At 62.1% G+C, this 17,964-nt stretch carries 18 protein-coding genes; 7 read left to right on the top strand and 11 right to left on the bottom strand.

Annotated elements, in window-relative coordinates; all coding sequences use genetic code 11:
* Positions 1-33: 33 nt before the first annotated feature.
* Positions 34-258, top strand: a complete 225-nt coding sequence (locus ACILSQ_RS29905) for a type II toxin-antitoxin system HicB family antitoxin (protein ID WP_395747372.1) — start codon at positions 34-36, stop codon at positions 256-258.
* On the top strand, positions 255-497 hold the full coding sequence (locus ACILSQ_RS29910) for a type II toxin-antitoxin system HicA family toxin (RefSeq protein ID WP_395747373.1): 243 nt from the start codon (positions 255-257) through the stop codon (positions 495-497). The genes ACILSQ_RS29905 and ACILSQ_RS29910 overlap by 4 nt, the downstream gene beginning before the upstream one ends.
* A 4-nt stretch (positions 498-501) precedes the next feature.
* Here ACILSQ_RS29910 and ACILSQ_RS29915 read toward each other — a convergent pair whose 3' ends face one another.
* From ACILSQ_RS29915 to ACILSQ_RS29940, 6 genes are all read right to left on the bottom strand, one after another.
* The gene (locus ACILSQ_RS29915) at positions 502-2,142 is read right to left on the bottom strand and encodes a sulfite reductase flavoprotein subunit alpha (protein WP_395747374.1); all 1,641 of its coding nucleotides are present in this window, start codon (positions 2,140-2,142) and stop codon (positions 502-504) included.
* Positions 2,143-2,167: 25 nt separating this feature from the next.
* On the bottom strand, positions 2,168-3,799 hold the full coding sequence (locus ACILSQ_RS29920) for a protein kinase domain-containing protein (RefSeq protein ID WP_395747375.1): 1,632 nt from the start codon (positions 3,797-3,799) through the stop codon (positions 2,168-2,170).
* 27 nt (positions 3,800-3,826) lie between these two features.
* A complete protein-coding gene (locus tag ACILSQ_RS29925) occupies positions 3,827-5,032 on the bottom strand; it encodes a nitrate/nitrite transporter (protein WP_395747376.1) in 1,206 nt (401 codons plus the stop codon).
* A gap of 176 nt (positions 5,033-5,208) precedes the next feature.
* The gene (locus tag ACILSQ_RS29930) at positions 5,209-6,621 is read right to left on the bottom strand and encodes an alginate export family protein (RefSeq protein ID WP_395747377.1); all 1,413 of its coding nucleotides are present in this window, start codon (positions 6,619-6,621) and stop codon (positions 5,209-5,211) included.
* A gap of 37 nt (positions 6,622-6,658) precedes the next feature.
* Positions 6,659-7,537: an ABC transporter ATP-binding protein gene (locus tag ACILSQ_RS29935; RefSeq protein ID WP_395747378.1), complete on the bottom strand. Its 879-nt coding sequence runs from the start codon at positions 7,535-7,537 to the stop codon at positions 6,659-6,661.
* The gene (locus ACILSQ_RS29940; RefSeq protein ID WP_395747379.1) at positions 7,534-8,454 is read right to left on the bottom strand and encodes an ABC transporter ATP-binding protein; all 921 of its coding nucleotides are present in this window, start codon (positions 8,452-8,454) and stop codon (positions 7,534-7,536) included. The genes ACILSQ_RS29935 and ACILSQ_RS29940 overlap by 4 nt, the downstream gene beginning before the upstream one ends.
* A gap of 54 nt (positions 8,455-8,508) precedes the next feature.
* Between ACILSQ_RS29940 and ACILSQ_RS29945 the strand changes: the two genes are divergently transcribed.
* Positions 8,509-8,880 carry a four helix bundle protein gene (locus ACILSQ_RS29945; RefSeq protein ID WP_395747380.1) on the top strand — a complete coding sequence of 124 codons (372 nt, stop codon included), beginning with the start codon at positions 8,509-8,511 and terminating at the stop codon, positions 8,878-8,880.
* 24 nt (positions 8,881-8,904) lie between these two features.
* On the opposite strand, the gene ntrB is transcribed toward ACILSQ_RS29945, so the two are convergent.
* From ntrB to ACILSQ_RS29960, 3 genes are all read right to left on the bottom strand, one after another.
* The gene (gene ntrB / locus ACILSQ_RS29950; RefSeq protein ID WP_395747381.1) at positions 8,905-9,789 is read right to left on the bottom strand and encodes a nitrate ABC transporter permease; all 885 of its coding nucleotides are present in this window, start codon (positions 9,787-9,789) and stop codon (positions 8,905-8,907) included.
* Positions 9,790-9,946: 157 nt separating this feature from the next.
* Complete coding sequence (locus ACILSQ_RS29955; RefSeq protein ID WP_395747382.1) at positions 9,947-11,230, bottom strand: CmpA/NrtA family ABC transporter substrate-binding protein; 1,284 nt, start codon at positions 11,228-11,230, stop codon at positions 9,947-9,949.
* Positions 11,227-12,333: a CmpA/NrtA family ABC transporter substrate-binding protein gene (locus tag ACILSQ_RS29960; RefSeq protein ID WP_395747383.1), complete on the bottom strand. Its 1,107-nt coding sequence runs from the start codon at positions 12,331-12,333 to the stop codon at positions 11,227-11,229. Before ACILSQ_RS29960 ends, ACILSQ_RS29955 begins: the two co-directional genes overlap by 4 nt.
* A gap of 93 nt (positions 12,334-12,426) precedes the next feature.
* Between ACILSQ_RS29960 and ACILSQ_RS29965 the strand changes: the two genes are divergently transcribed.
* The gene (locus tag ACILSQ_RS29965) at positions 12,427-13,341 is read left to right on the top strand and encodes a LysR family transcriptional regulator (protein ID WP_395747384.1); all 915 of its coding nucleotides are present in this window, start codon (positions 12,427-12,429) and stop codon (positions 13,339-13,341) included.
* On the opposite strand, the gene ACILSQ_RS29970 is transcribed toward ACILSQ_RS29965, so the two are convergent.
* Together ACILSQ_RS29970 and ACILSQ_RS29975 are read right to left on the bottom strand one after the other, a co-directional pair.
* Entirely contained in the window at positions 13,267-14,166 is a 900-nt protein-coding gene (locus ACILSQ_RS29970) for a hypothetical protein (RefSeq protein WP_395747385.1), read from the bottom strand. The two genes, ACILSQ_RS29965 and ACILSQ_RS29970, sit on opposite strands and share 75 nt — an antisense overlap.
* 32 nt (positions 14,167-14,198) lie before the next feature.
* Complete coding sequence (locus ACILSQ_RS29975; RefSeq protein WP_395747386.1) at positions 14,199-15,401, bottom strand: magnesium transporter; 1,203 nt, start codon at positions 15,399-15,401, stop codon at positions 14,199-14,201.
* A gap of 93 nt (positions 15,402-15,494) precedes the next feature.
* On the opposite strand from ACILSQ_RS29975, the gene ACILSQ_RS29980 reads away from it, so the two are divergent.
* The 3 genes from ACILSQ_RS29980 to ACILSQ_RS29990 all read left to right on the top strand — a co-directional run bounded on the left by ACILSQ_RS29980 (position 15,495) and on the right by ACILSQ_RS29990 (position 17,363).
* Entirely contained in the window at positions 15,495-16,484 is a 990-nt protein-coding gene (locus ACILSQ_RS29980) for a rhomboid family intramembrane serine protease (protein WP_395747387.1), read from the top strand.
* A 41-nt stretch (positions 16,485-16,525) separates the two neighbouring features.
* A complete protein-coding gene (locus tag ACILSQ_RS29985; RefSeq protein WP_395747388.1) occupies positions 16,526-16,696 on the top strand; it encodes a hypothetical protein in 171 nt (56 codons plus the stop codon).
* Between the two features lie 115 nt (positions 16,697-16,811).
* Complete coding sequence (locus ACILSQ_RS29990) at positions 16,812-17,363, top strand: cob(I)yrinic acid a,c-diamide adenosyltransferase (protein WP_395747389.1); 552 nt, start codon at positions 16,812-16,814, stop codon at positions 17,361-17,363.
* The last annotated feature ends 601 nt before the right edge of the window (positions 17,364-17,964 follow it).

The raw sequence follows: 17,964 nt of genomic DNA on the forward strand, positions 1-17,964 counted from the left end.
TGATTTAGGGAGGGGGGCAGCAATATTCATGACATGAATGATCTCGAACTGGTTTTCCGGGTGCGTCCGGCTGAAGAAGGCGGCTTTACGGCGAATTGCCGGCTGCCAGATGGATTCATAGCCACGCAGGGCGACTCATGGGAGGAGCTGGAAAACATGGTGCGCGATGCAGTGAACTGCCATTTTGCGGAGGCACCTTTGAAGCCCGGACGAATCCGGCTGCATTTGGAGGAAGACCGCATTCTTGAGGCGGCATGAAACTGCCGCGTGACGTGACGGGCGATGAGCTTCTGCGCGGGCTGCGCCGGGTCGGTTACGTTTTCGAGCGTCAGGCAGGCAGCCACATGATTCTGCGCAGCGACTCCCCTCGGTCGCATTCGGTGACCGTGCCAAACCATAAGCCCCTCAAGGTGGGCACGCTGTCTTCGATCCTGCACGAAGTGGCTCTTCAGCGCGGCATGAGCGTGGAAACCCTGCTCGCAGAGATGAGGCTGTGAGAGTTCAATAAACATCGCGGGCATAGCGTTTCTCCTTTTTCATCTGGTTCACGTAGGCGGCGGCTTCTTCGGCAGATTTGCCGCCGGCGGTTTGAATGACGCTGTGCAGCGCGTCATCGACATCCTTGGCCATGCGCTTGGCATCTCCGCACACGTAGAAGTGCGCGCCTTCCTCCAGCCACTGCCAGAGTTCGTTGGCGGCTTGCAGCATGCGGGTCTGCACATAGATCTTTTCCGCCTGATCGCGGCTGAAGGCGGTGTCCAGCCGTGTGAGATGGCCCTTCTGCACCCACTCGATGATCTGATCGTGGTAGAGGAAGTCGCTGGCGCGCTTTTGATCGCCAAAGAAAAGCCAGTTTTTGCCGGGAGCCTGCGTGGCCTCGCGCTCTTCGAGGAAGGCGCGGAAGGGGGCGATGCCCGTGCCCGGCCCCACCATGATCACCGGCTTGCTCAGATCTGTGGGCAGGCGGAAATGATTCGCGGCATGGAAATAGATGCCCGTGGTCTCGCCCAGCGGCAGGCGGTCCGCCAGATAGGTGGAGGCCACTCCCTTGTGCGGCACGCCATCCGTGCTGTAACGCACTGCGGCAATGCAGAGATGCACTTCATCCGCGTGCGCCTTGATGCTTGAAGCAATCGAATACAGGCGCGGCTGCAGCTTGCGCAGATCCTGCATGAAGGCCTCGAGCGTGATGCCCGCTCCAGGTGCCTTGCCAAAGAAGCTTCTCACTTCGTAGCTGGTGATCAGCGCCTCGCGCAGCGGCGCGCTGCCTCCGTCTGGCAGAGCCACCACCGCCTGTGGATCAAAGGCATGCGCCGCAATGACAGCATCCACCACTTCCGGGCAGTTTTTTACAAACACTCCCAGCGCATCTCCCACTTCATAAGTGAGCCCGCTGCCGGTGAGCGAGAAGCCGATGTGCCGCGTGTCCTTGCTGCTGCCGCGGGTGTTCAGCGGCGTGTTGAGGATCAGCTTCGCGGGAAAGGGGTTCTTCTTCGTATAGCCCGTTTCTTCCTCCTCCACTTCGGTCTCGGGGACGGCAGTCACGGTAGCGGCGCTCGTGCTGCCGCTCAGGGCGGTGAAGGCGCTGGCACTCCATTTCTTCGCAAGGTCGTCAAACTCCACATCGCAATCGACGCGATCCGTGATGCGCTTCGCACCCAGCTCTTCCAGGCGTGCGTCCAGCTTGCGGCCCGCGAGGCAGAAGGTGTCGCCGTAGTTTTTGTCTCCCAGGGCGAGCACGCTGTACTGCACGCCGTTGAATTTCGGGCTGCTGCCGTTTTGATTGATGCTGTCCCAGAAGGACACCGCATTGTCCGGCATGTCCCCTTCCCCCCAGGTGCTGGTGATGAGCAGGACGTTTTGCTCTTTGACGAGATCGGCGGGTTGCAGCGAATCGAGGCCTGCAGCTCGCGCTGCGAAGCCCCGACCCGCTGCTTCCCTGGCCAGCCGCTTGGCCAAACTTTCCGCATTACCGCTCTGGCTGCCGAAGGCGATGAGGAGCGGGGTCTTTACCGCCTGCGGCGCTGCCATGCCGGCAGGTGCGGCTCCTCGGTTGAGTACGCCGGCGAGGAAGCCATTGAGCCAGGCCCGCTGTTCGGCGGTAAAGGGTGCGTTGTCAGGAATGATGGGGACGGATGTCATTGCGGCGGTGGGGGAAAGAAGGTCATCACTTTCTGGAAAGCAGCTTGAAGACCAGCCAGAGGGTGGTGAGGAGAAAGATGAAGAAGCCGGTCTTGTAGAAGGCGACCGGGTTGCGCTCGATCAGCGGTGTGTCCGCTTCATAGAAAGGCTGCACGCGCTCGGGATGAGCAAGGTCATGCGCGAGCTCCGAATAGTGCTGGTAGCGGCGCGCGGGCTTGATGGCGATGGCGCGGTGAATGACAGCCTCCAGCCACGCAGGGATGTTCGGATTGATTTTCGAGAGCCGCTTTGCCGGATGGAAGACAGGCGTCTGAAAGCGCTCAATCTGCCCATAGGGCAGCCGGCCCGTGAGCGCCTGGTAAAGCGTGACGCCGATGGCAAAGATCTCCGTGCGCTCGCTGATGGGCGCGCTGTGAAAGCGCTCCGGCGCCAGATAGCTGGCCGTGCCCGCGCGGGATGAGACGGAGAAGATGGCGGCGGCGCTGCCGAGATCGACCAGTTTGAACGTCAGTCGCGTGTAGTCACCGATGCAGAGGATGTTCTCCGGTTTGATGTCTCCATGCACCAGATCCAGCCGCAGCAGCGTCTGCGCTGCCTCCGCGAGAAATTTCCCCAGCGCGATGGCGGAGTCCACCGAGAGCTTGCGCTCACGCAGCACGGCGGAAAGGCCGGGGGCATCCGCAAACTCCATGAGGTAGTAGCGCATGGTCTGTCCTGGTGGCTCGTAGGCGCGCACAAAATGGGCCGACTTCGCCCGCGTGGCATTCCAGATCTCGTGCGTGAAGGCTTCCAGGTGCTGCGGGCTGTCCAGCGCCTCAGTCGGGGCAAACTTCATCACCACGCGGTGGCCGTCCTTCTCCGCCAGCCAGACGCGGCTGGTGCCGTGAAAGGAGCGCGTGAGTTCGTAGCCATCGATCACATCGCCCTTGTTCAAAACCACGGGAATGGCGAGAGGGCGGGCATTCATGGCGTGAAGCCTGCCCGTCTGGTGAATGTCCAGCACCAGGGCGCTCATGTCATCCAGCGTCTCCTCCTTCGCCTGCTGGCGCGCCGTCAGCACGATGCTGCGCGCCGAGCCGTGGCGGGAGAGCGCACTGGCAAGCTCCGCCCCTGACACATGATTGGAAACACCATCCGAGCACAGCAGCGCCACATCGCCATCCTGCAAAGTCAGCGTGAAGCAGGACGGCTCGATCTCCGGACTCATGCCGAGCGCACGAGTGAGCACATGGGTGCGCTCCGGCTCCACGTGCGGCGTGGAGAGTGTGTTCAGTTTCCCTTCGCGCCACAGGCAGATGGTGGAGTCTCCCAGATTGATCCCGTGCAGCGTGTCTCCTTCGATCACCACCGCCGCCAGCGTGGCCACCATCTCGCTGCGCTCGTAGCGCACCTGGGACTCCTGATACAGCGACTGATTGAGAACGCGGGCAAAGGTGGTGAGCGCCTGCTGCGGCGACCACGAGCGCGGCCGTGCGCTGTAGTGCTCGATGAGCGAGCTCACCGCGCGCTGTGCCGCCTCGCGCGCGGGTTCACCGCTGCCGGCGCCATCGCTGAGCACGGCGATCACCGTCTGATCCCACGAGCGCACGTCAAAGGCGTCGGAAGAAGGAATGCCTTCCTCCCGCGCGATGCCGTGGCTGGTGGTGAGAACTTTCATGGGTTCACAAATCAGGGTGTGGATCAATCAGATGCGTGCTTCAGCCAGAGCGCCCCAGGTGGTGCGCCAGCGCAGCTTCACAAAATTGAGGCCGATGAGGGCCAGAATGCAGAGTGTGGAGAAGGCGAGCAGGCCCGCGAGATAGCTGCCCGTGATCCCTTTGGAATACCCCAGCGAACTGGCCAGCATGAAGCCGCCGAGCCCGCCACCACAGCCCACCAGCCCCGTCATCACACCGATGTCCTTGGCGAAGCGCTGCGGCAGAAGCTGGAAGACGGAGCCGTTTGCCATGCCAAAGGCGCAGGAGGCCAGGAAGAAGCCGAAGGCGCAGAGGTAGATGCTGCCCGCATAGGCCGCCAGCACCAGCGCCAATGCGGCGATGAGGAAGAAGACATGCAGCGCACGGATGCCGCCGAGGCGGTCTGCCAGCGCACCTCCCACGGGCCGGCCCAGCGCACCCACCAGCGTGCACAGCGCGGCCCAGGTGCCCGCCTCCACCGGCTGCAGATGAAACTCCGAGGTGAAATAGATGATGAGCGAAGCAGCCAGGCCGGAGAAGCCGCCGAAGCTGATGGTGTAGAAAAAGCAGAACCAGTGCGCGTCCTTCTCCTTCAGCAGGTTCACGTAGTCTTTGATCGTCTTCTTCTTCACCTTCACCTGCGCCTCCTTGGAAAAGACGATGTAGGCCGCGAGCACCAGCAGCAGCGGGATGAGCGCGAGCCCAAACACCGCATTCCAGCCATAGATCGCCGCCAGGCGGGGCGCGAGCAGCGCATCAATGACCACACCCACATTCCCCGCGCCGGCAAGGCCCAGCACCAGGCCCTGCATGTGCGGCGGGTACCAGCGGCCCGCCTGCGGCAGCGCCACCGCAAAGCTGGCGCCTGCCACGCCCAGCACCACGCCAAGCATGAGCGTGTGGGAAAACTGATGCAGTCCGGTGAGCCAGGCGGTGGTCATGCCCGCAATGACGATGAGCTGCCCCATGATGCCGGTGTTCTTCGCACCGATGCGGTCCACCAGCATGCCGAGCAGGATGCGGATGAAGGCGCCCGAGAGGTAGGGCACCGCCACCATCAGCCCCTTCTCCTGCGGGGTCAGGCCCAGCGATGCACCAATCTGCGCGCCCAGCGCGCCCAGGATGGTCCACACCATGAAGCTAACATCGAAGTACAGAAACGAAGTGAGGAGCGTGGGCCAGTGTCCGGAGGTTTTGAGATCAGCGAGTTTCATGGGTGGGCTTGTGGAAGTTCTGCCATTTCCATGAGCCGCCCGCGTGCCAAGTGTGCCAGGCCAATCAACGAACATCTTGAATCTTTTTGATATTATTGATGAACAACGTTCATGCCAAAAACCCCACCGCCCGCCGCTGAAAAGAAGGGCCGCGGCAGGCGGCGGGTCCAGGCAGATCAGAAGTCGATCTGCACCTGCACGTAGCCGAACTGGGCATCGCTGCCAGCTCCGGTCTGCTTCAGGTAGTCACCGGCGATGAAGTAGCTGTAGCCGGTCAAAATTCCCACATGCGGGTTGAGCTTGTAGCTGACAGTGAGGTCAAGCTCCTGGCCGCGAAAACTGCTGGCGTTCATAGCCGCCGTGTTCACCGGACGCACCTTGGTCGAGCCGTTGGCACGATACCAGGAGTCCGCGTTGTTGGCGTTCCAGTAGAGCTGATAGTCCAGCATCACCTTCATCTTGGGCGTCGGCATGAAGCTGAAGTTCACCTGCGGGTTGTGCATGTTCATCCACGCCGTGGTGTCCATGTAGCCGTAAAACAGGTGGTTCGTCGGGAAGAGGTTCTGGAAGGTGCCCAGCTTGTTGTCGTTCGGGCTGCCGTCGCCGCTGGCGTAGTTGTACTGCAGGCCAAAGCGTGGCTTCCAGGAGTGCTTGAGCCAGTTGTAGCCCGCACCCCAGTGGCCCGCATAGGCGGTGAGGGAACGGCCGCCCACCTTGCCAGTCTGGAAGTCCATCTCTGTTTCATAGTCAAAGCCGTTGAGCTTTTTGGGGTCCCCCTTCCAAAGAGTGCCGAGCGTGACAAAGCTGGTGGAGCCGGTGGGCGTGCCAAAGGTGGCCTGGCCGTCATCACGGTAGTGCAGGGCGTAGAAGTCCGTGGTGGTGTTGAACGGCACAAAGAGCGTGCTGAAATAGAGGCCGCTGAGGAAGGCATTGCGCCGGTCCGCCTGGTCGATGAGATCCGACTTGTTCCACTTGTTGTTGGCAAAGTTCACCGGGCTGGCGGTGAAGGCATCCAGAGACCACTTGCTGGCGGTGTAGCGGAACTTGAAGGCGTCAAAGGTGCGCGCCTGGTTGGCCCACTCCAGCGGACCGATGAGACGCTGATCGCCATAGGAGAGGAACTGGCGCCCGAGGGTGGAGCTGAAGCCCTTTTTAGCGTTTCCGAGCTGCACAAAGGCCTTGAGCACGTCAAAGACATCATCGCCTTCCGCGCCGTTCACACCGATCTGGCGCGCGCGGCTGCCGCCGATTTCGCGCACGTCCTGCCCCTGTACGTAGAGCTTGATCCAGGGATTGAGGTCATAGCCCAGGCCGAGGCGAAAGCGCTGCAGCAGCCAGGCGGCGTCCTGCGGACTGTTCACCGCGCTGTTGAAGTCGAAGTTGTTGTCACGGATCTCGTAGCGCATTTTTTCCTGCACATCGAAGGTGAACTTCCCCATCTTCATCGGCGCGTAGGCGGGCGGCGGCGGGGCCAGCGTGAAGCCGGGCACAGGCGGAGGCGCCGGTGCGGGCGCTGCGGTTTTGAGAGCGGGGGTTTGGGCGAATGCGAGCGAGGTGGTCGCGAGCACCAGCGGGAGGAGCCTTTTCATGAGCATCAGTAGGGTATGGGTGTGTTATGGATTGCGGCTAAGCGGCGGCGGCAGGGAAAGGGGCGGCGTGGGCCGCCAGCTCGGCAGCCATACCAGGAGATGGTACAAATTTCGGGTCCCGGCTGGGACGGATGTGCGACTTGTCGTTGAGGAAGGTGATGAGGTGCTCGCGCAGCTCGTAGTAGCGCGGATCCTCCATGATCTGCTTCCGGTTGCGCGGACGCTCAAAGGGGATGTTCAGGATGTCCCCCACCTCGGCCTCGGGCCCGTCCGTCATCATCACCACGCGGTCGGAGAGGAAGATGGCCTCATCGACATCATGCGTCACCATCAGGGTGGTGATGCGGTTGCGCCGCCACAGATCCAGCAGGACTTCCTGGAGCTCGTAGCGCGTCAGGGAGTCCAGCATGCCAAAGGGCTCGTCCAGCAGCAGCATCTTCGGCTGCAGTGCAAACGCACGGGCGATGCCCACACGCTGCCGCATGCCCTGGGAGAGCTCCCCGGGATGTTTGTGCATCGCATCTCCGAGACCGACGATGGTCAGGTAGTACTCCGCCATCTGCCGGCGCTCCGCCTTGCTGGCGGTGTAGTACACCTGGTTCACGCCGAGCATGACGTTTTCAAACGCCGTCATCCAGGGCAGCAGGCAGGGAGACTGAAACACGATGCCACGGTCCGGCCCCGGGCCGCTGGCTTCGCGCCCGGCCAGGATCATGTTTCCCTGGCTGAGATCGCTCAGGCCCGCCACCATCATGAGGACGGTGCTTTTGCCGCAGCCGCTATGGCCGATGAGCGTGACAAACTCGCCCTCCTTGAGCTTGAGATTGAAGTTTTTGATAATCGTCGCCGGCCCTTTCGGGGTGTCATAGGTCTTCCACAGACGATCCAGTTCCAGCATGGGAAGGAGTGAGCTCATGCCGCCACCTCCACTTCTTCGCGTTTGTTGTCAGAGCGGCGCCTCGGCCCGGTGCGGCTGAGGAACCGCAGCGAGTTCACCGTGGTGAGATCCTCCGGCAGGATGTCCGGCAGGCTGAGTTTGACGCTGGTTTTGGGTTTCATGCGGCCCTTGGCGTCCAGCAGGGTGCTGATGAGCTGGCTGCGGAGTTGTTTGAACCTGGGGTCGTGGTTGAGGGTCTTGCGATCGCGCGGACGCTCGAGGTCCACCAGCATCGGCTCGCCCAGAGTGGCGGGGGATGTGGGCAGCAGAGGAATGACGCGGTCCGCCAGCAGCAGTGCTTCATCGGGATCATTGGTGATCCAAAGTACGGTGGTGAGGTTTTGACGCCAGATGTCGCTGATCTCGTCTTGAATGGTGGCACGGGTGAGAGCATCGAGTGCACTGAGCGGCTCATCAAGCAGCAGCACCTTGGGATTCATCGAAAGGGTGCGAGCCACGGCCACACGCTGTCGCATGCCCCCGGAGAGCTCCTTGGGCAGCTTGTGCGCCGCATGGCCCAGCTTCACCATGTCGATGTACTTCTGCACATGCTCCTTGCGCTGCGCGGGCGTCCAGCCCCTGAAAACCTCATCCACCGCCAGCGCGATGTTTTCCTCCACTGTGAGCCACGGGAGCAGCGAGTAGTTTTGGAACACCAGGCCGCGGTCCGGCCCGGGGCCGGTGATGATCTCACCGGAGATGGTGGCCACCCCAGAGTCCGGCTTCACCAGGCCCGAGATGAGATTGATGAGCGTACTCTTGCCCGAGCCCGAATAACCCACGATGACAACGAATTCACCCTCCTCGATGGAGAGATTGATATTTTTGAGCACTTCCGTGCGCAAACCCGGCGAACCGTACCCTTTGAAAGCACTTTTGATTTCGATAAGCGGCATGACAAAAAATTTATGATTTACGATTTATGATTTATGATTTCAGATCGGAAGCCTATGAACTCGAATGAACTAAAGGAGCGGACGATGGACTTCGCGGTACGCGTGCTGAAAATGGTGGACGCCCTGCCCAAGACGACGGCGGGCAGAACCGTGGGAGGTCAAATTGCGAGGAGCAGCACCTCTGTGGCCGCGAACTACCGTGCGGCCCTTCGCGCGAAGTCCGATGCCGACTTCATCAACAAGATCACCATTGTTTTGGAAGAGGCTGACGAAAGCGCCTTCTGGATCGAGCTGGCCGAACGTGCCGAACTGCTTGCGCCAAAACGCCTCAGGGGCCTGCTTCAAGAATCCGAAGAACTCACAAAGATCTTCAACGCCACGCGAACCACCACCAAGCGTCGCGCCAGAACAAATCATAAATCGTAAATCATAAATCATAAATGACTCCGGTTATGCGGTCTTGAAGCGTGACTCCACCACGCTCATCAGCCGGTCCAGCACGTAGCCCACGACGCCGATCGTCAGAATGCAGAGGATGATGTGGGCGTAGCTGTTGGCGTTGTACTGCTGCCAGAGGAAGCCGCCGACACCGGGGCGGCCGGTGAGCATTTCCACCGCCACGATGACGAGCCAGGCAATGCCGAGGCTGAGGCGGAAGCCGGTGAACATGTAGGGGAGCGTGGCGGGCACGAGGACCTTCCAGAGCGTCTTGTTCTTCGAGAGCTTCAGCACCTTGGCTACATTCAGGTAGTCCTGCGGCACGGCGCGCACGCCGACGGCGGTGTTCATTACCGTGGGCCACATGGCGCAGATGGCGATGGTGAAAAGCGCGGCCGCATCCGAGGCGCCGAAAGTGGTGCGGCCCTCCCCGTTCATGATTTTGACACCGCTGAAGAGGATCATGCCCAGCGGCAGCCAGGCCAGCGGTGACACCGGTCTCAGCACCTGGATGATGGGGTCAAAGGCTGTCGCAAATTTCTTCGACAGCCCCAGGAAGAACCCAATCGGCGTGCCCACGATGAGGGCTATGGCGTAGCCCTGCACCACCAGCACGAGGGACATCCACGTAAACCGCAGTATGCCCTGATCCAGCTCTCCACGCTTGGCGAACGGCTCGGTGACGTAGAGCCTGCTTGCCGTCCAGGTCTCCACCGGCGTGGGGAGATCGGCGGAAAGTCCTTCCCGCTTGGTGACTTTGATTTTGTCGCCAAAATCGTCAACCTTTTCAGTAATGATGGATTTTCCGGCAATGAGATACCAAAAAATGCCACAAACTAATATTGCGGCCACCGGCAAAAGGATGGATTCGAGCTTGAAGCGTTGGATCAGGTGCATGGGAGGAAGAATTTATGATTTACGATTTTTGATTTATGATTTGGGGAGAGAGTAACGCGTTACGTTTGGGTGATCCGAACGGAGCAATGCCCTGCGAAGCACCTCCATGCGCCGCACGCGGCAAATCATAAATCGTAAATCATAAATCATAAATGAATCAGGCTTTGAGGGTCTTCACCGCGAAGGATGCGGCATAGGCTTCGAGGTCGGCCTTCGGATCAAAGGTCACGCCGTCGAAGAGCGTTTCGGCCTTGTCATCCGCTCCACCATGGGCGTAGCCGATCTCCTTCATGGCCTCTTCGTAGATGTCTGAGCGCATGACCTGCTTCGCCACGCCTTCGTAGTCCGGCGCACCTTCCACAAAGCCCCAGCGGCGCAGCTGCGTGAGCCACCACTTGGCATACTTGGCCTGCGGGTAGTTGCAGTTGCGGTCGCTGAAGATCATGTAGTTCGGGTCCTTGAACTTGCGGCCGTCTCCCATGTTGTACTTGCCCTGCAGGCGGCCCAGAATGGCCTCGGGCGGGCAGTTGATGTAGGTCGCGGCGCTGACGATGCTGGCCTGCTCCTCGCGGTTCTCCATCTTGTCCAGCCACAGGCTGGCTTCATGCAGCGCCTTCAGCACGGCCTTGACGCTCTTCGGATTCTTTGCGGCAAACTCCTCGGTGAAGGCGCAGACTTTTTCAGGGTGATCCTTCCAGATGCCCTGCGTGGCGATGGAGGTGTAGCCGATTTCGTCGGCGATGGTCTTGGCGTTCCAGGGTTCGCCCACGCAGAAGCCGTCCATCTTCCCCACCTTCATGTTGGCCACCATCTGCGGCGGCGGCACGGTGATGAGCGAGATATCCGCGCCCGCGCCTGCGGCATCGCCCGGATTGATGCCACCCGCGGCCAGGTAGTAGCGCAGCCACATGGCGTGCGTGCCCGGCGGAAAGGTCATGGCAAAGGTCAGCGGCGCGCCCTTGGCCTTGGCCTCGTCCACAAAAGGCTTCAGCGCCTTCGGATCATCCGCCACCTTGCCTTTGAAGGTGTTGGACAGCGTGATGGCCTGCCCGTTGCGGTTGAGAATCCACGGGGCGATGAGCGGCTTCTTCGGCGCGCCACCCAGGCCCATGGTGCTGGCGATCGGCATGCCGAGCAGCATGTGCGTGGCCTGGATGTCGCCATTGACGAGCGAGTCGCGGATGGCCGCCCAGCTCGCGCCTTTGCTGACGATGGAATTGATGCCGTATTTTTTAAACAGGCCTTTTTCATGCGCCACCACGATGCTGGAGCAGTCGGTGAGGGCGATCATGCCAAATTTCATGTCCGGAGATTCCGGGGAATCATCGGCATAGGCTGAGCCGACCCAGCCCTGCGGCAGGCCGGAAAAGAGAGCCCCGAGACCGGCGGCGGTGCCAGTGCGGAGAAGGGAACGACGGGTGAGTGGAGTGGAGGGTGTCATGCGTGGATGAGCTGGGTGCGTTTGCTGTTTTTGGCGGGTTTGCTGGCGGCGGCTGTCGGGGAAAGGGGGAGGGCGCTGGAAGTCCAGCACTCGCGGAGGGCATCGGCGGCCTCTGCGCGCTGGGCGGGAGTGAGAAGGCCGTGTATGATGAACTGCTCCAGCAGCCAGCGGCCGCGCTCGCTGGTGGGCTCGTTGGCTTCGCGGCGGTGAAAAACATGGAAGCCGGTGGTGTCCACCGAGCTGCCCGTGCCGAGATCCAGCGGTCCAATGAGCGAGCGCTGCAGCATCTTCTCATTGCCCTGGAAGTAGCCGCTGGCGGCCAGGATGCGCGCCACTTCGGGGCGGTTTTCCTTTTCATCGCAGAACTTGCAGGCCTCCTTCAGCGCGGCGGTCACCGCCAGCGCCTCCTGCGGATGCGCGGCGATGAACTTCTCCGTGGTGAGCAGCACCTTCTCAGGGTGCCCCGGCGCGAGCTGCTCGCTGGTGGCGGCGATCCAGCCGATGCCGCGCTCCACCGCCACGGAGTTCCATGGCTCGCCCACGCAGTAGCCGTCGATCAGCCCCGCGGCGAGATTGGCCACCATCTGCGTGGGCGGCAGCACCACGATGCGCACGTCGCTGTTCACATCGATGCCGCCGGCGGCAAGCCACTGGCGGAGGAGAAAGTTGTGTGAGGAGCAGCGCGCCACCACGCCGAAGGTGAAAAGACGGCTGGTGGTGCTGCGCACCAGCTTCTTCAGGCTGGCGGCATCGCGCACGCCGCGGTTCCACAGGTCACGACTCAGGGTGATGGCGTTTCCATGCAGATTGAAGACAAACGGAGCCACGACGTTGCAGTGCGGCGTGCTCAGGCCCATGCGCATGGCCAGCACCAGGCCGGCGATCGCATGCGCGGCGTCCACCTGGCCGTAGAGCAGTTTCTCCCGGATGGTGGCCCAGCCGACCTCGCAGCTCAGCTCCACCCGCACGCCATGCCGGTGAAACATTTCCCGCTCCTTGGCCACCAGCAGCGGCGCGCAGTCCGCCAGCGGAATGAACCCGATGCGCACGGGCTGGACGACCCCGCTGAGGGTGTTTTTGGCAATGGGTGTGGCTTTCGGCATGACACCCTTTTCATCAGCAGCAGCGGTGCCAGCACGAAACTTTCACGGATAAATAAAGCGCAAAGTTATTCACTTCATGTATGAATTGCATTCATGGAAGCCCCCATCGACACACGCCAGCTCCGCGCCTTTGTCAGCCTCGCCCGCAGCGGCAGTTTCACCCAGGCGGGGCGGGAGCTGCACCTCACGCAGAGCGCCATCAGCCATGCGATCAAGTCTTTGGAAACCGATCTCGGCAGCCTGCTCTTCCACCGCCAGGGAAAGAGCGTGCACCTGACCCACGCCGGCCGCGAGCTGCTGCCGCATGCGGAGACGATCCTCCAGTCCATGCACCACGCGCGCGCCGTGCTTGGCACGCTGGACCAGTCCCCGCGTGGCAGGCTGCGCATCGGCTGCACCACGGCGGCCGCGCAGTTCATCCTGCCCACCGTGTTTCGCGAGTTTAAGGAAAGCTTCCCTTCTTATGAGATCAAAGTCGTCTGCGGCGAGACGCCGGACACCATCGAGCGGCTGCACAAAAACCAGGTCGATCTCACCGTGAGCCTGCGCCCGCCGGATGTGGCGCGGCTGAACTGCCACGCCATCTTTGATGATGAGCTGGAGTTTCTCGTCTCTCCGCTGCACCCCTGGGCGCACAAGGCACCGAAGCTCAAAGACGCAGCGGATGAGACCTTCATCGTGGCCAGCCGCAACAGCCTGAACTTCGCCATGACGCAGGAGTTCTTCATGAAGCAGGGCGTGCGCCTGCACTCGTTCATCGAGCTGGGCAGCTCGGAGGCGACGAAGGAGCTGGCGAAGCTGGGCATCGGCGTGGCCATCGCCGCGCGCTGGATCGCGCGTACGGAAATCGAGGCCGGGCAGTTGATCCCGCTGCCGCTGCCAAAGGCGAAGCTGAAGCGGCGCTGGGTCGTCTCCACGCTGAAGGGCCGCCCGCTAAACCTGCCGGAGCGCACCTTCATCGGCCTGTGCGAGGAGGTGGGCCGGCGCATGGTGGATGGCGGCAAGTGAGGCGCAGCAGGCGCGCAGCTTTTCCCTGAGCACCGCGGCACGCGCCGCCAGCGCACGCTGCTCCTGCTCATACTGCGCGCGGCCTTCCGCCGTTTCGATCTTCACCGGCTCATAGCCCAGCGCGTTGAGCTCATACGGGCTGGCGCGCATGTCCAGGTCACGCCCCGCCAGCGCCAGCTCAAAGCATTCGCCGATGAGGTCGGAGCCCGTCCACGGCCACAGCTTGGAGGACCACTTGTACAAATCCATGTTTGCATGCAGGCAGGCCGCCTGCTCCAGATCCGGGCGCGAGTCCAGCGTGGGCTGCAGCACATTCATGGGCCGCGCCTCCGGAGTGAAAAAGCGAAACGCATCGTAGTGCGAGCAGCACACCGGCAGCGACTCCACAAAGGCGGCCAGTTCATGTGGCGGCAGCCGCAGCTCATAGCCCTGATGCCGCACCTCATCCGCGGACTGGCGGTACACCATGGCCCACTCATGCAGACCGTAGCAGGTGAAGCGCCCTGCCCTGCCCAGGATGCGCGAGCACAGCATGGCCACCCAGGCGGCGAACTCGCGCTCACGCTGCATGAAGCGCCGCGCATCCAGCCGCAGCAGGCCGTCTTCATGAATGAAGCGCTCGCCTTTCAGCCACGGGCAGGCTTCGAAATCGGCCCCCGTCATTTCCAGGCTCACCCCATGGGGCGGCACCCACTGCTTCAGCTTCGCCGGCGCAAAGCTGTAGTAGGTGAAGAGGAAATCATGCACCGGATGCTTCGCATCGCGGCTGCGGCGGTCCACAAAGGCATCCGCCTGCGCCGCCACGCGGGCTGAATGCGCCTGCATGTGCGCATGCCATTGCTCTCGGTTCCACACCGTCATGGCACCAGCAGCGTCGCGAGACCCAGGAATGTGCCCATGCTGATCACGTCCGTGGCGGTGGTGAGAAAGATGCTGGAGGCCGTGGCCGGGTCCGCGCCGAATTTCCGCAGCACCAGAGGGATCAAGGCGCCGCTGAGGCCGCTGACCACGCAGCTGAACGTCATGGCCACCCACACCACAAAGGCCAGCATGAGCGCATGCGCATTGTGGTTTAGGTAGGCATAGACGCCCATGCCGATGCCGGCGGAGACGCCCACCAGCATGCCATTGTACAATCCGAGCAGCCCCTCCTTCATCACCAGACGGCGCTCATCTCCGGGTTTCAGATCACCCAGCGTCATGCCCCGCAGTGTCACCGCCAGGGCCTGGCACCCCGTGTTGCCAGACTGTCCGGCGAGCACCGGCAGAAACGCCGCCAGCAGCACCAGCCGGCCCAGCGTCCCCTCAAACACACCCACCACCGCCGCGGCGATGAAGCAGGTCACCAGATTTACCTGCAGCCAGGGATGGCGGAAGCGCAGGCTGCGCAGCAGCGGCGTGGAGAGGCGCTCCTCCTTTTCCACCCCCACCATGGAGCCTACCTGCGCGCTGATCTCGATGGCCCGCGCCTCAAACAAGGTCTGCCCGCGCACCAGCCCCAGCAGGATGCCTTCCTTGTTGCACACGGGATAGACGGGGTAGTGCTTGTTCACCACCAGCTTCATCGCCTCCGTCAGCTCCATGTCCGGATCCAGCTTGAAAGGGTCCTTCACCATCACATCCGCCAGCTTTGCGTCCGGCTCGGCCAGCATCAGGTCGCGCATCACCAGCAGGCCCAGCAGGCGGCCTTCTTCATCCGTGATGTAGCCGTAGGTGATGAAGGCCTTCTTTGCCAGCTTGCGCACTTCTTCGATGGTCTCACGCGCGGTCGCGTCCGGGCGGAAGACAGCCACCGGCGGCTCCATCAGCCAGCCCACGCTGTCCTCAGGGTGCTCGCGGTTGCTGGCCCACTGCCGGACTTTGGCCAGCGGCACAAAGGTCAGCGCGGCGGTGCGCTGCTGCTCCTCCATCTCTTCCAGCACCTGCTGCGCCACCAGGGGGTTGAGCTCCTGCAGCACCTTGGCCGCGTCTTCTCCCGAGGCCTGCTCCAGCAGATCCGCGGCATCATGCGCCCCGCGCTGGGAAACGGCATCAAGCAGGGTGTCGGAGGTCGGTTTCATGCAATGCGTGAAGCGTAGTCGCGCAGGCCGCGCTTGTCACCGCGAACGCGAAAAAAACCTAGCACAGGACGCGCGCGCGGGCACATTCAGCCCATGGCTCTGTATGACCGCGACTACATGCGTGAAGGACCGCCCCGTTCCGTGGCCGGAATGGTGCGGCGGCTCAGCGCATTCCAGGTGATCCTGGGGATCAATGTCGTGGTCTTCATCATGCAGTTCGTGTTTGAGACCGGATGGCTGTACCACCCGCGCACCGGGGAGCCCTGGATGCCGCTGGGCGGCGTGAGCGTGAATGAACTGGCGCTCGGCAATGTCTGGACGCTCTTCACCTACATGTTTGTGCATGGCGGCATCGTCCACTTTCTTCTGAACATGATGCTGCTGTGGTTCGCCGGGCGCGGCGTGCAGGAGCTGTTTGGCAGCCTGCATTTCACCCTCATCTACCTCTTCTCCGGCATCGCTGGGGCCGCGGCGGAGATGGCGCTGAATGGTTTTGTGCTGGGAGACACCTCCACCCCACTGGTCGGCGCCTCCGCCTCCGTCTTTGGTCTGCTCATGGCCCTGGCCGTGGTGCTGCCAGATGAAAAGATCACCGCCTTCATCTACTTCATCATCCCGGTGAAGCTGCGCCTGTGGACCCTGGCCAAGGGGCTCTTCATCATTCAGCTCGTCTTCGGCCTGGCCGGCGTGCTGTTTCACATCCTGCCGGAGGGCATGAAGATCGCCTACTTCGCGCATCTCGGCGGTGCCTCACTGGGCTGGTTCTACGCCCGCAGCCTCGGCTACGGCGGCCGGCCGCTCACCTACGCCAGCCAGTGGCAGCCAGCCCAGTTTCACCAGCAGCGCAGACCCGCCCCGGCCCGCACCCGCGCCCGCACCATGACCGAGCTCGACATCGACACCGTGCCGCTGGCAGCGCACCGCTCGCAGGATCCGGCGCAAGCCTACATCGAGAAAGTCGTGGATCCCCTCCTGGACAAAATGAACCAGCTCGGCAAAGACAGCCTCACCGAGGATGACCAGCGCACCCTGGAACACGCCAGCCGTGAGGTGGACCGCCACCGGCAGGCCCGCGGCGGCTGAAGCAAAAGCGAGCCAAGCGCCACTCGCCCCGCCCACCACCCATGCTTTCCACCCGTTCCGCACGCCTAGCCGCCCTGCTCCTGCTCACCCTTCTGTCCGGCTGGACCATCCGCTCCTGCCGCAAACCCGGCCCCTCCCGCCCCCAGCCGACCGCCCCGGCCACGAAACCTCCAGTGGAAGCGGCCCCCAAAAGCACCTTTCCTGATGAGTGACCGGCGGGAAGGTTCAGAGTTCAAAACTGAAGGATCGTCAAGACTCGACCCCTTCCCCCCCCTGCCCCCCCCCCTGCTCCCTTATTCGTCATTCGACATTCGCCATTCCCACCCCATGTCCATCGCCACCCGCCAGGGAGACCAAGGGCAGACCGACCTCCTCTTCGGCTGCCGCCTCGCCAAATCCCACCCTCGTGTCCACGCCCTCGGAGCCGTGGATGAACTGAATGCCGCCCTCGGCCCCCTGCGTATCGCCGCCGCCCGGGAGGAGACTCGGCAGATTGTACCCCAGGTGCAAAAATGGCTCATCGAGCTCATGGGCGAACTCGCCACCCCGCCCGGCAGCGAAGCACGCTACGCCGCCTCCCACCCGGACCACATCTCCACCCCGAACGTCCTCTGGCTGGACGAGTGGGTGACCAAGCTGGAGGCCGGGGGTGCCTTGAAGTTCAAAGGCTGGGCGCTCCCCGGAGAAGCCGGAATCATGAGCGGCGCGTATGCCGACCTCGCCCGCGTCGCCTGCCGCCGCGCCGAACGCCACGTCATCGACCTCCAAGGCACGACGGACGAAGTCCCTAACGGAGAACTTATTCGCTTCCTCAACCGCCTCTCAGACGTCCTCTGGCTCCTCGCCCGCTGGGAAGAGCAGGCAGCGCAAACCACGTAACGGTAAGAACGTAAGCGCAAACACCTCCAGCATGCAACTCGGACAGCATTGCGTAACGATACAATCGTAATTTTATCGCGGGCAATCGACAGGGATCATGATTTCTGCCGTGTCTGAAGTAACCGCTGTTCACCAACCTTACTCATCCACTTATTACATTGATTAATCATAAGTTATAGCTCTTTCTAACGTACTTTAAATTGCATTTAAGTAACGATAGAATCGTTTTAAATCCACCTTTTAGTTCACCCCCAAATGATCAACCGGGCTCTCCCTCTCCCCGCCTCTAAAAACGAATACAACCAGATCTTCTCTTCGGGAAGAGGGCGGGGATGAGGGGAGGTGCCTTCTGTACAAAAGCGGGAGCGCCTCCGCCCCTTTGCCCCGTCTATCTCTACAGCACTCTTCGCGTCCCAACGAAATACGAAACGCCTCTTTCGTTACAAACAATTACAATCCTACCATCGGGTAGGAGGCGGGGTTGCCCCCGCCGTCCTCCCACACCACCGGACGTGCGGTTCCGCATCCGGCGGTTGAGATGAAGAGTTTATGTTCATGGTCGGACCTGACGTTGCCAACGTTGGATGGTTTCGAGCAGGAA

The sequence above is a fragment of the Prosthecobacter sp. genome (assembly GCF_044227185.1).
GTDB lineage: Bacteria > Verrucomicrobiota > Verrucomicrobiia > Verrucomicrobiales > Verrucomicrobiaceae > Prosthecobacter.

What these genes read in the sequence shown, in the direction of transcription:
- ACILSQ_RS29940 (WP_395747379.1), bottom strand. Translation starts at nt 8,454, where the DNA reads ATGCCGCTTATCGAAATCAAAAGTGCTTTCAAAGGGTACGGTTCGCCG.
- ACILSQ_RS29985 (WP_395747388.1), top strand. Translation starts at nt 16,526, where the DNA reads ATGCTTTCCACCCGTTCCGCACGCCTAGCCGCCCTGCTCCTGCTCACC.
- ACILSQ_RS29920 (WP_395747375.1), bottom strand. Translation starts at nt 3,799, where the DNA reads ATGAAAGTTCTCACCACCAGCCACGGCATCGCGCGGGAGGAAGGCATT.
- ACILSQ_RS29955 (WP_395747382.1), bottom strand. Translation starts at nt 11,230, where the DNA reads ATGACACCCTCCACTCCACTCACCCGTCGTTCCCTTCTCCGCACTGGC.
- ACILSQ_RS29925 (WP_395747376.1), bottom strand. Translation starts at nt 5,032, where the DNA reads ATGAAACTCGCTGATCTCAAAACCTCCGGACACTGGCCCACGCTCCTC.
- ACILSQ_RS29910 (WP_395747373.1), top strand. Translation starts at nt 255, where the DNA reads ATGAAACTGCCGCGTGACGTGACGGGCGATGAGCTTCTGCGCGGGCTG.
- ACILSQ_RS29915 (WP_395747374.1), bottom strand. Translation starts at nt 2,142, where the DNA reads ATGACATCCGTCCCCATCATTCCTGACAACGCACCCTTTACCGCCGAA.
- ACILSQ_RS29945 (WP_395747380.1), top strand. Translation starts at nt 8,509, where the DNA reads ATGAACTCGAATGAACTAAAGGAGCGGACGATGGACTTCGCGGTACGC.
- ACILSQ_RS29930 (WP_395747377.1), bottom strand. Translation starts at nt 6,621, where the DNA reads ATGAAAAGGCTCCTCCCGCTGGTGCTCGCGACCACCTCGCTCGCATTC.
- ACILSQ_RS29960 (WP_395747383.1), bottom strand. Translation starts at nt 12,333, where the DNA reads ATGCCGAAAGCCACACCCATTGCCAAAAACACCCTCAGCGGGGTCGTC.
- ACILSQ_RS29965 (WP_395747384.1), top strand. Translation starts at nt 12,427, where the DNA reads ATGGAAGCCCCCATCGACACACGCCAGCTCCGCGCCTTTGTCAGCCTC.
- ACILSQ_RS29905 (WP_395747372.1), top strand. Translation starts at nt 34, where the DNA reads ATGAATGATCTCGAACTGGTTTTCCGGGTGCGTCCGGCTGAAGAAGGC.
- ntrB (WP_395747381.1), bottom strand. Translation starts at nt 9,789, where the DNA reads ATGCACCTGATCCAACGCTTCAAGCTCGAATCCATCCTTTTGCCGGTG.
- ACILSQ_RS29975 (WP_395747386.1), bottom strand. Translation starts at nt 15,401, where the DNA reads ATGAAACCGACCTCCGACACCCTGCTTGATGCCGTTTCCCAGCGCGGG.
- ACILSQ_RS29980 (WP_395747387.1), top strand. Translation starts at nt 15,495, where the DNA reads ATGGCTCTGTATGACCGCGACTACATGCGTGAAGGACCGCCCCGTTCC.
- ACILSQ_RS29935 (WP_395747378.1), bottom strand. Translation starts at nt 7,537, where the DNA reads ATGAGCTCACTCCTTCCCATGCTGGAACTGGATCGTCTGTGGAAGACC.
- ACILSQ_RS29990 (WP_395747389.1), top strand. Translation starts at nt 16,812, where the DNA reads ATGTCCATCGCCACCCGCCAGGGAGACCAAGGGCAGACCGACCTCCTC.
- ACILSQ_RS29970 (WP_395747385.1), bottom strand. Translation starts at nt 14,166, where the DNA reads ATGCAGGCGCATTCAGCCCGCGTGGCGGCGCAGGCGGATGCCTTTGTG.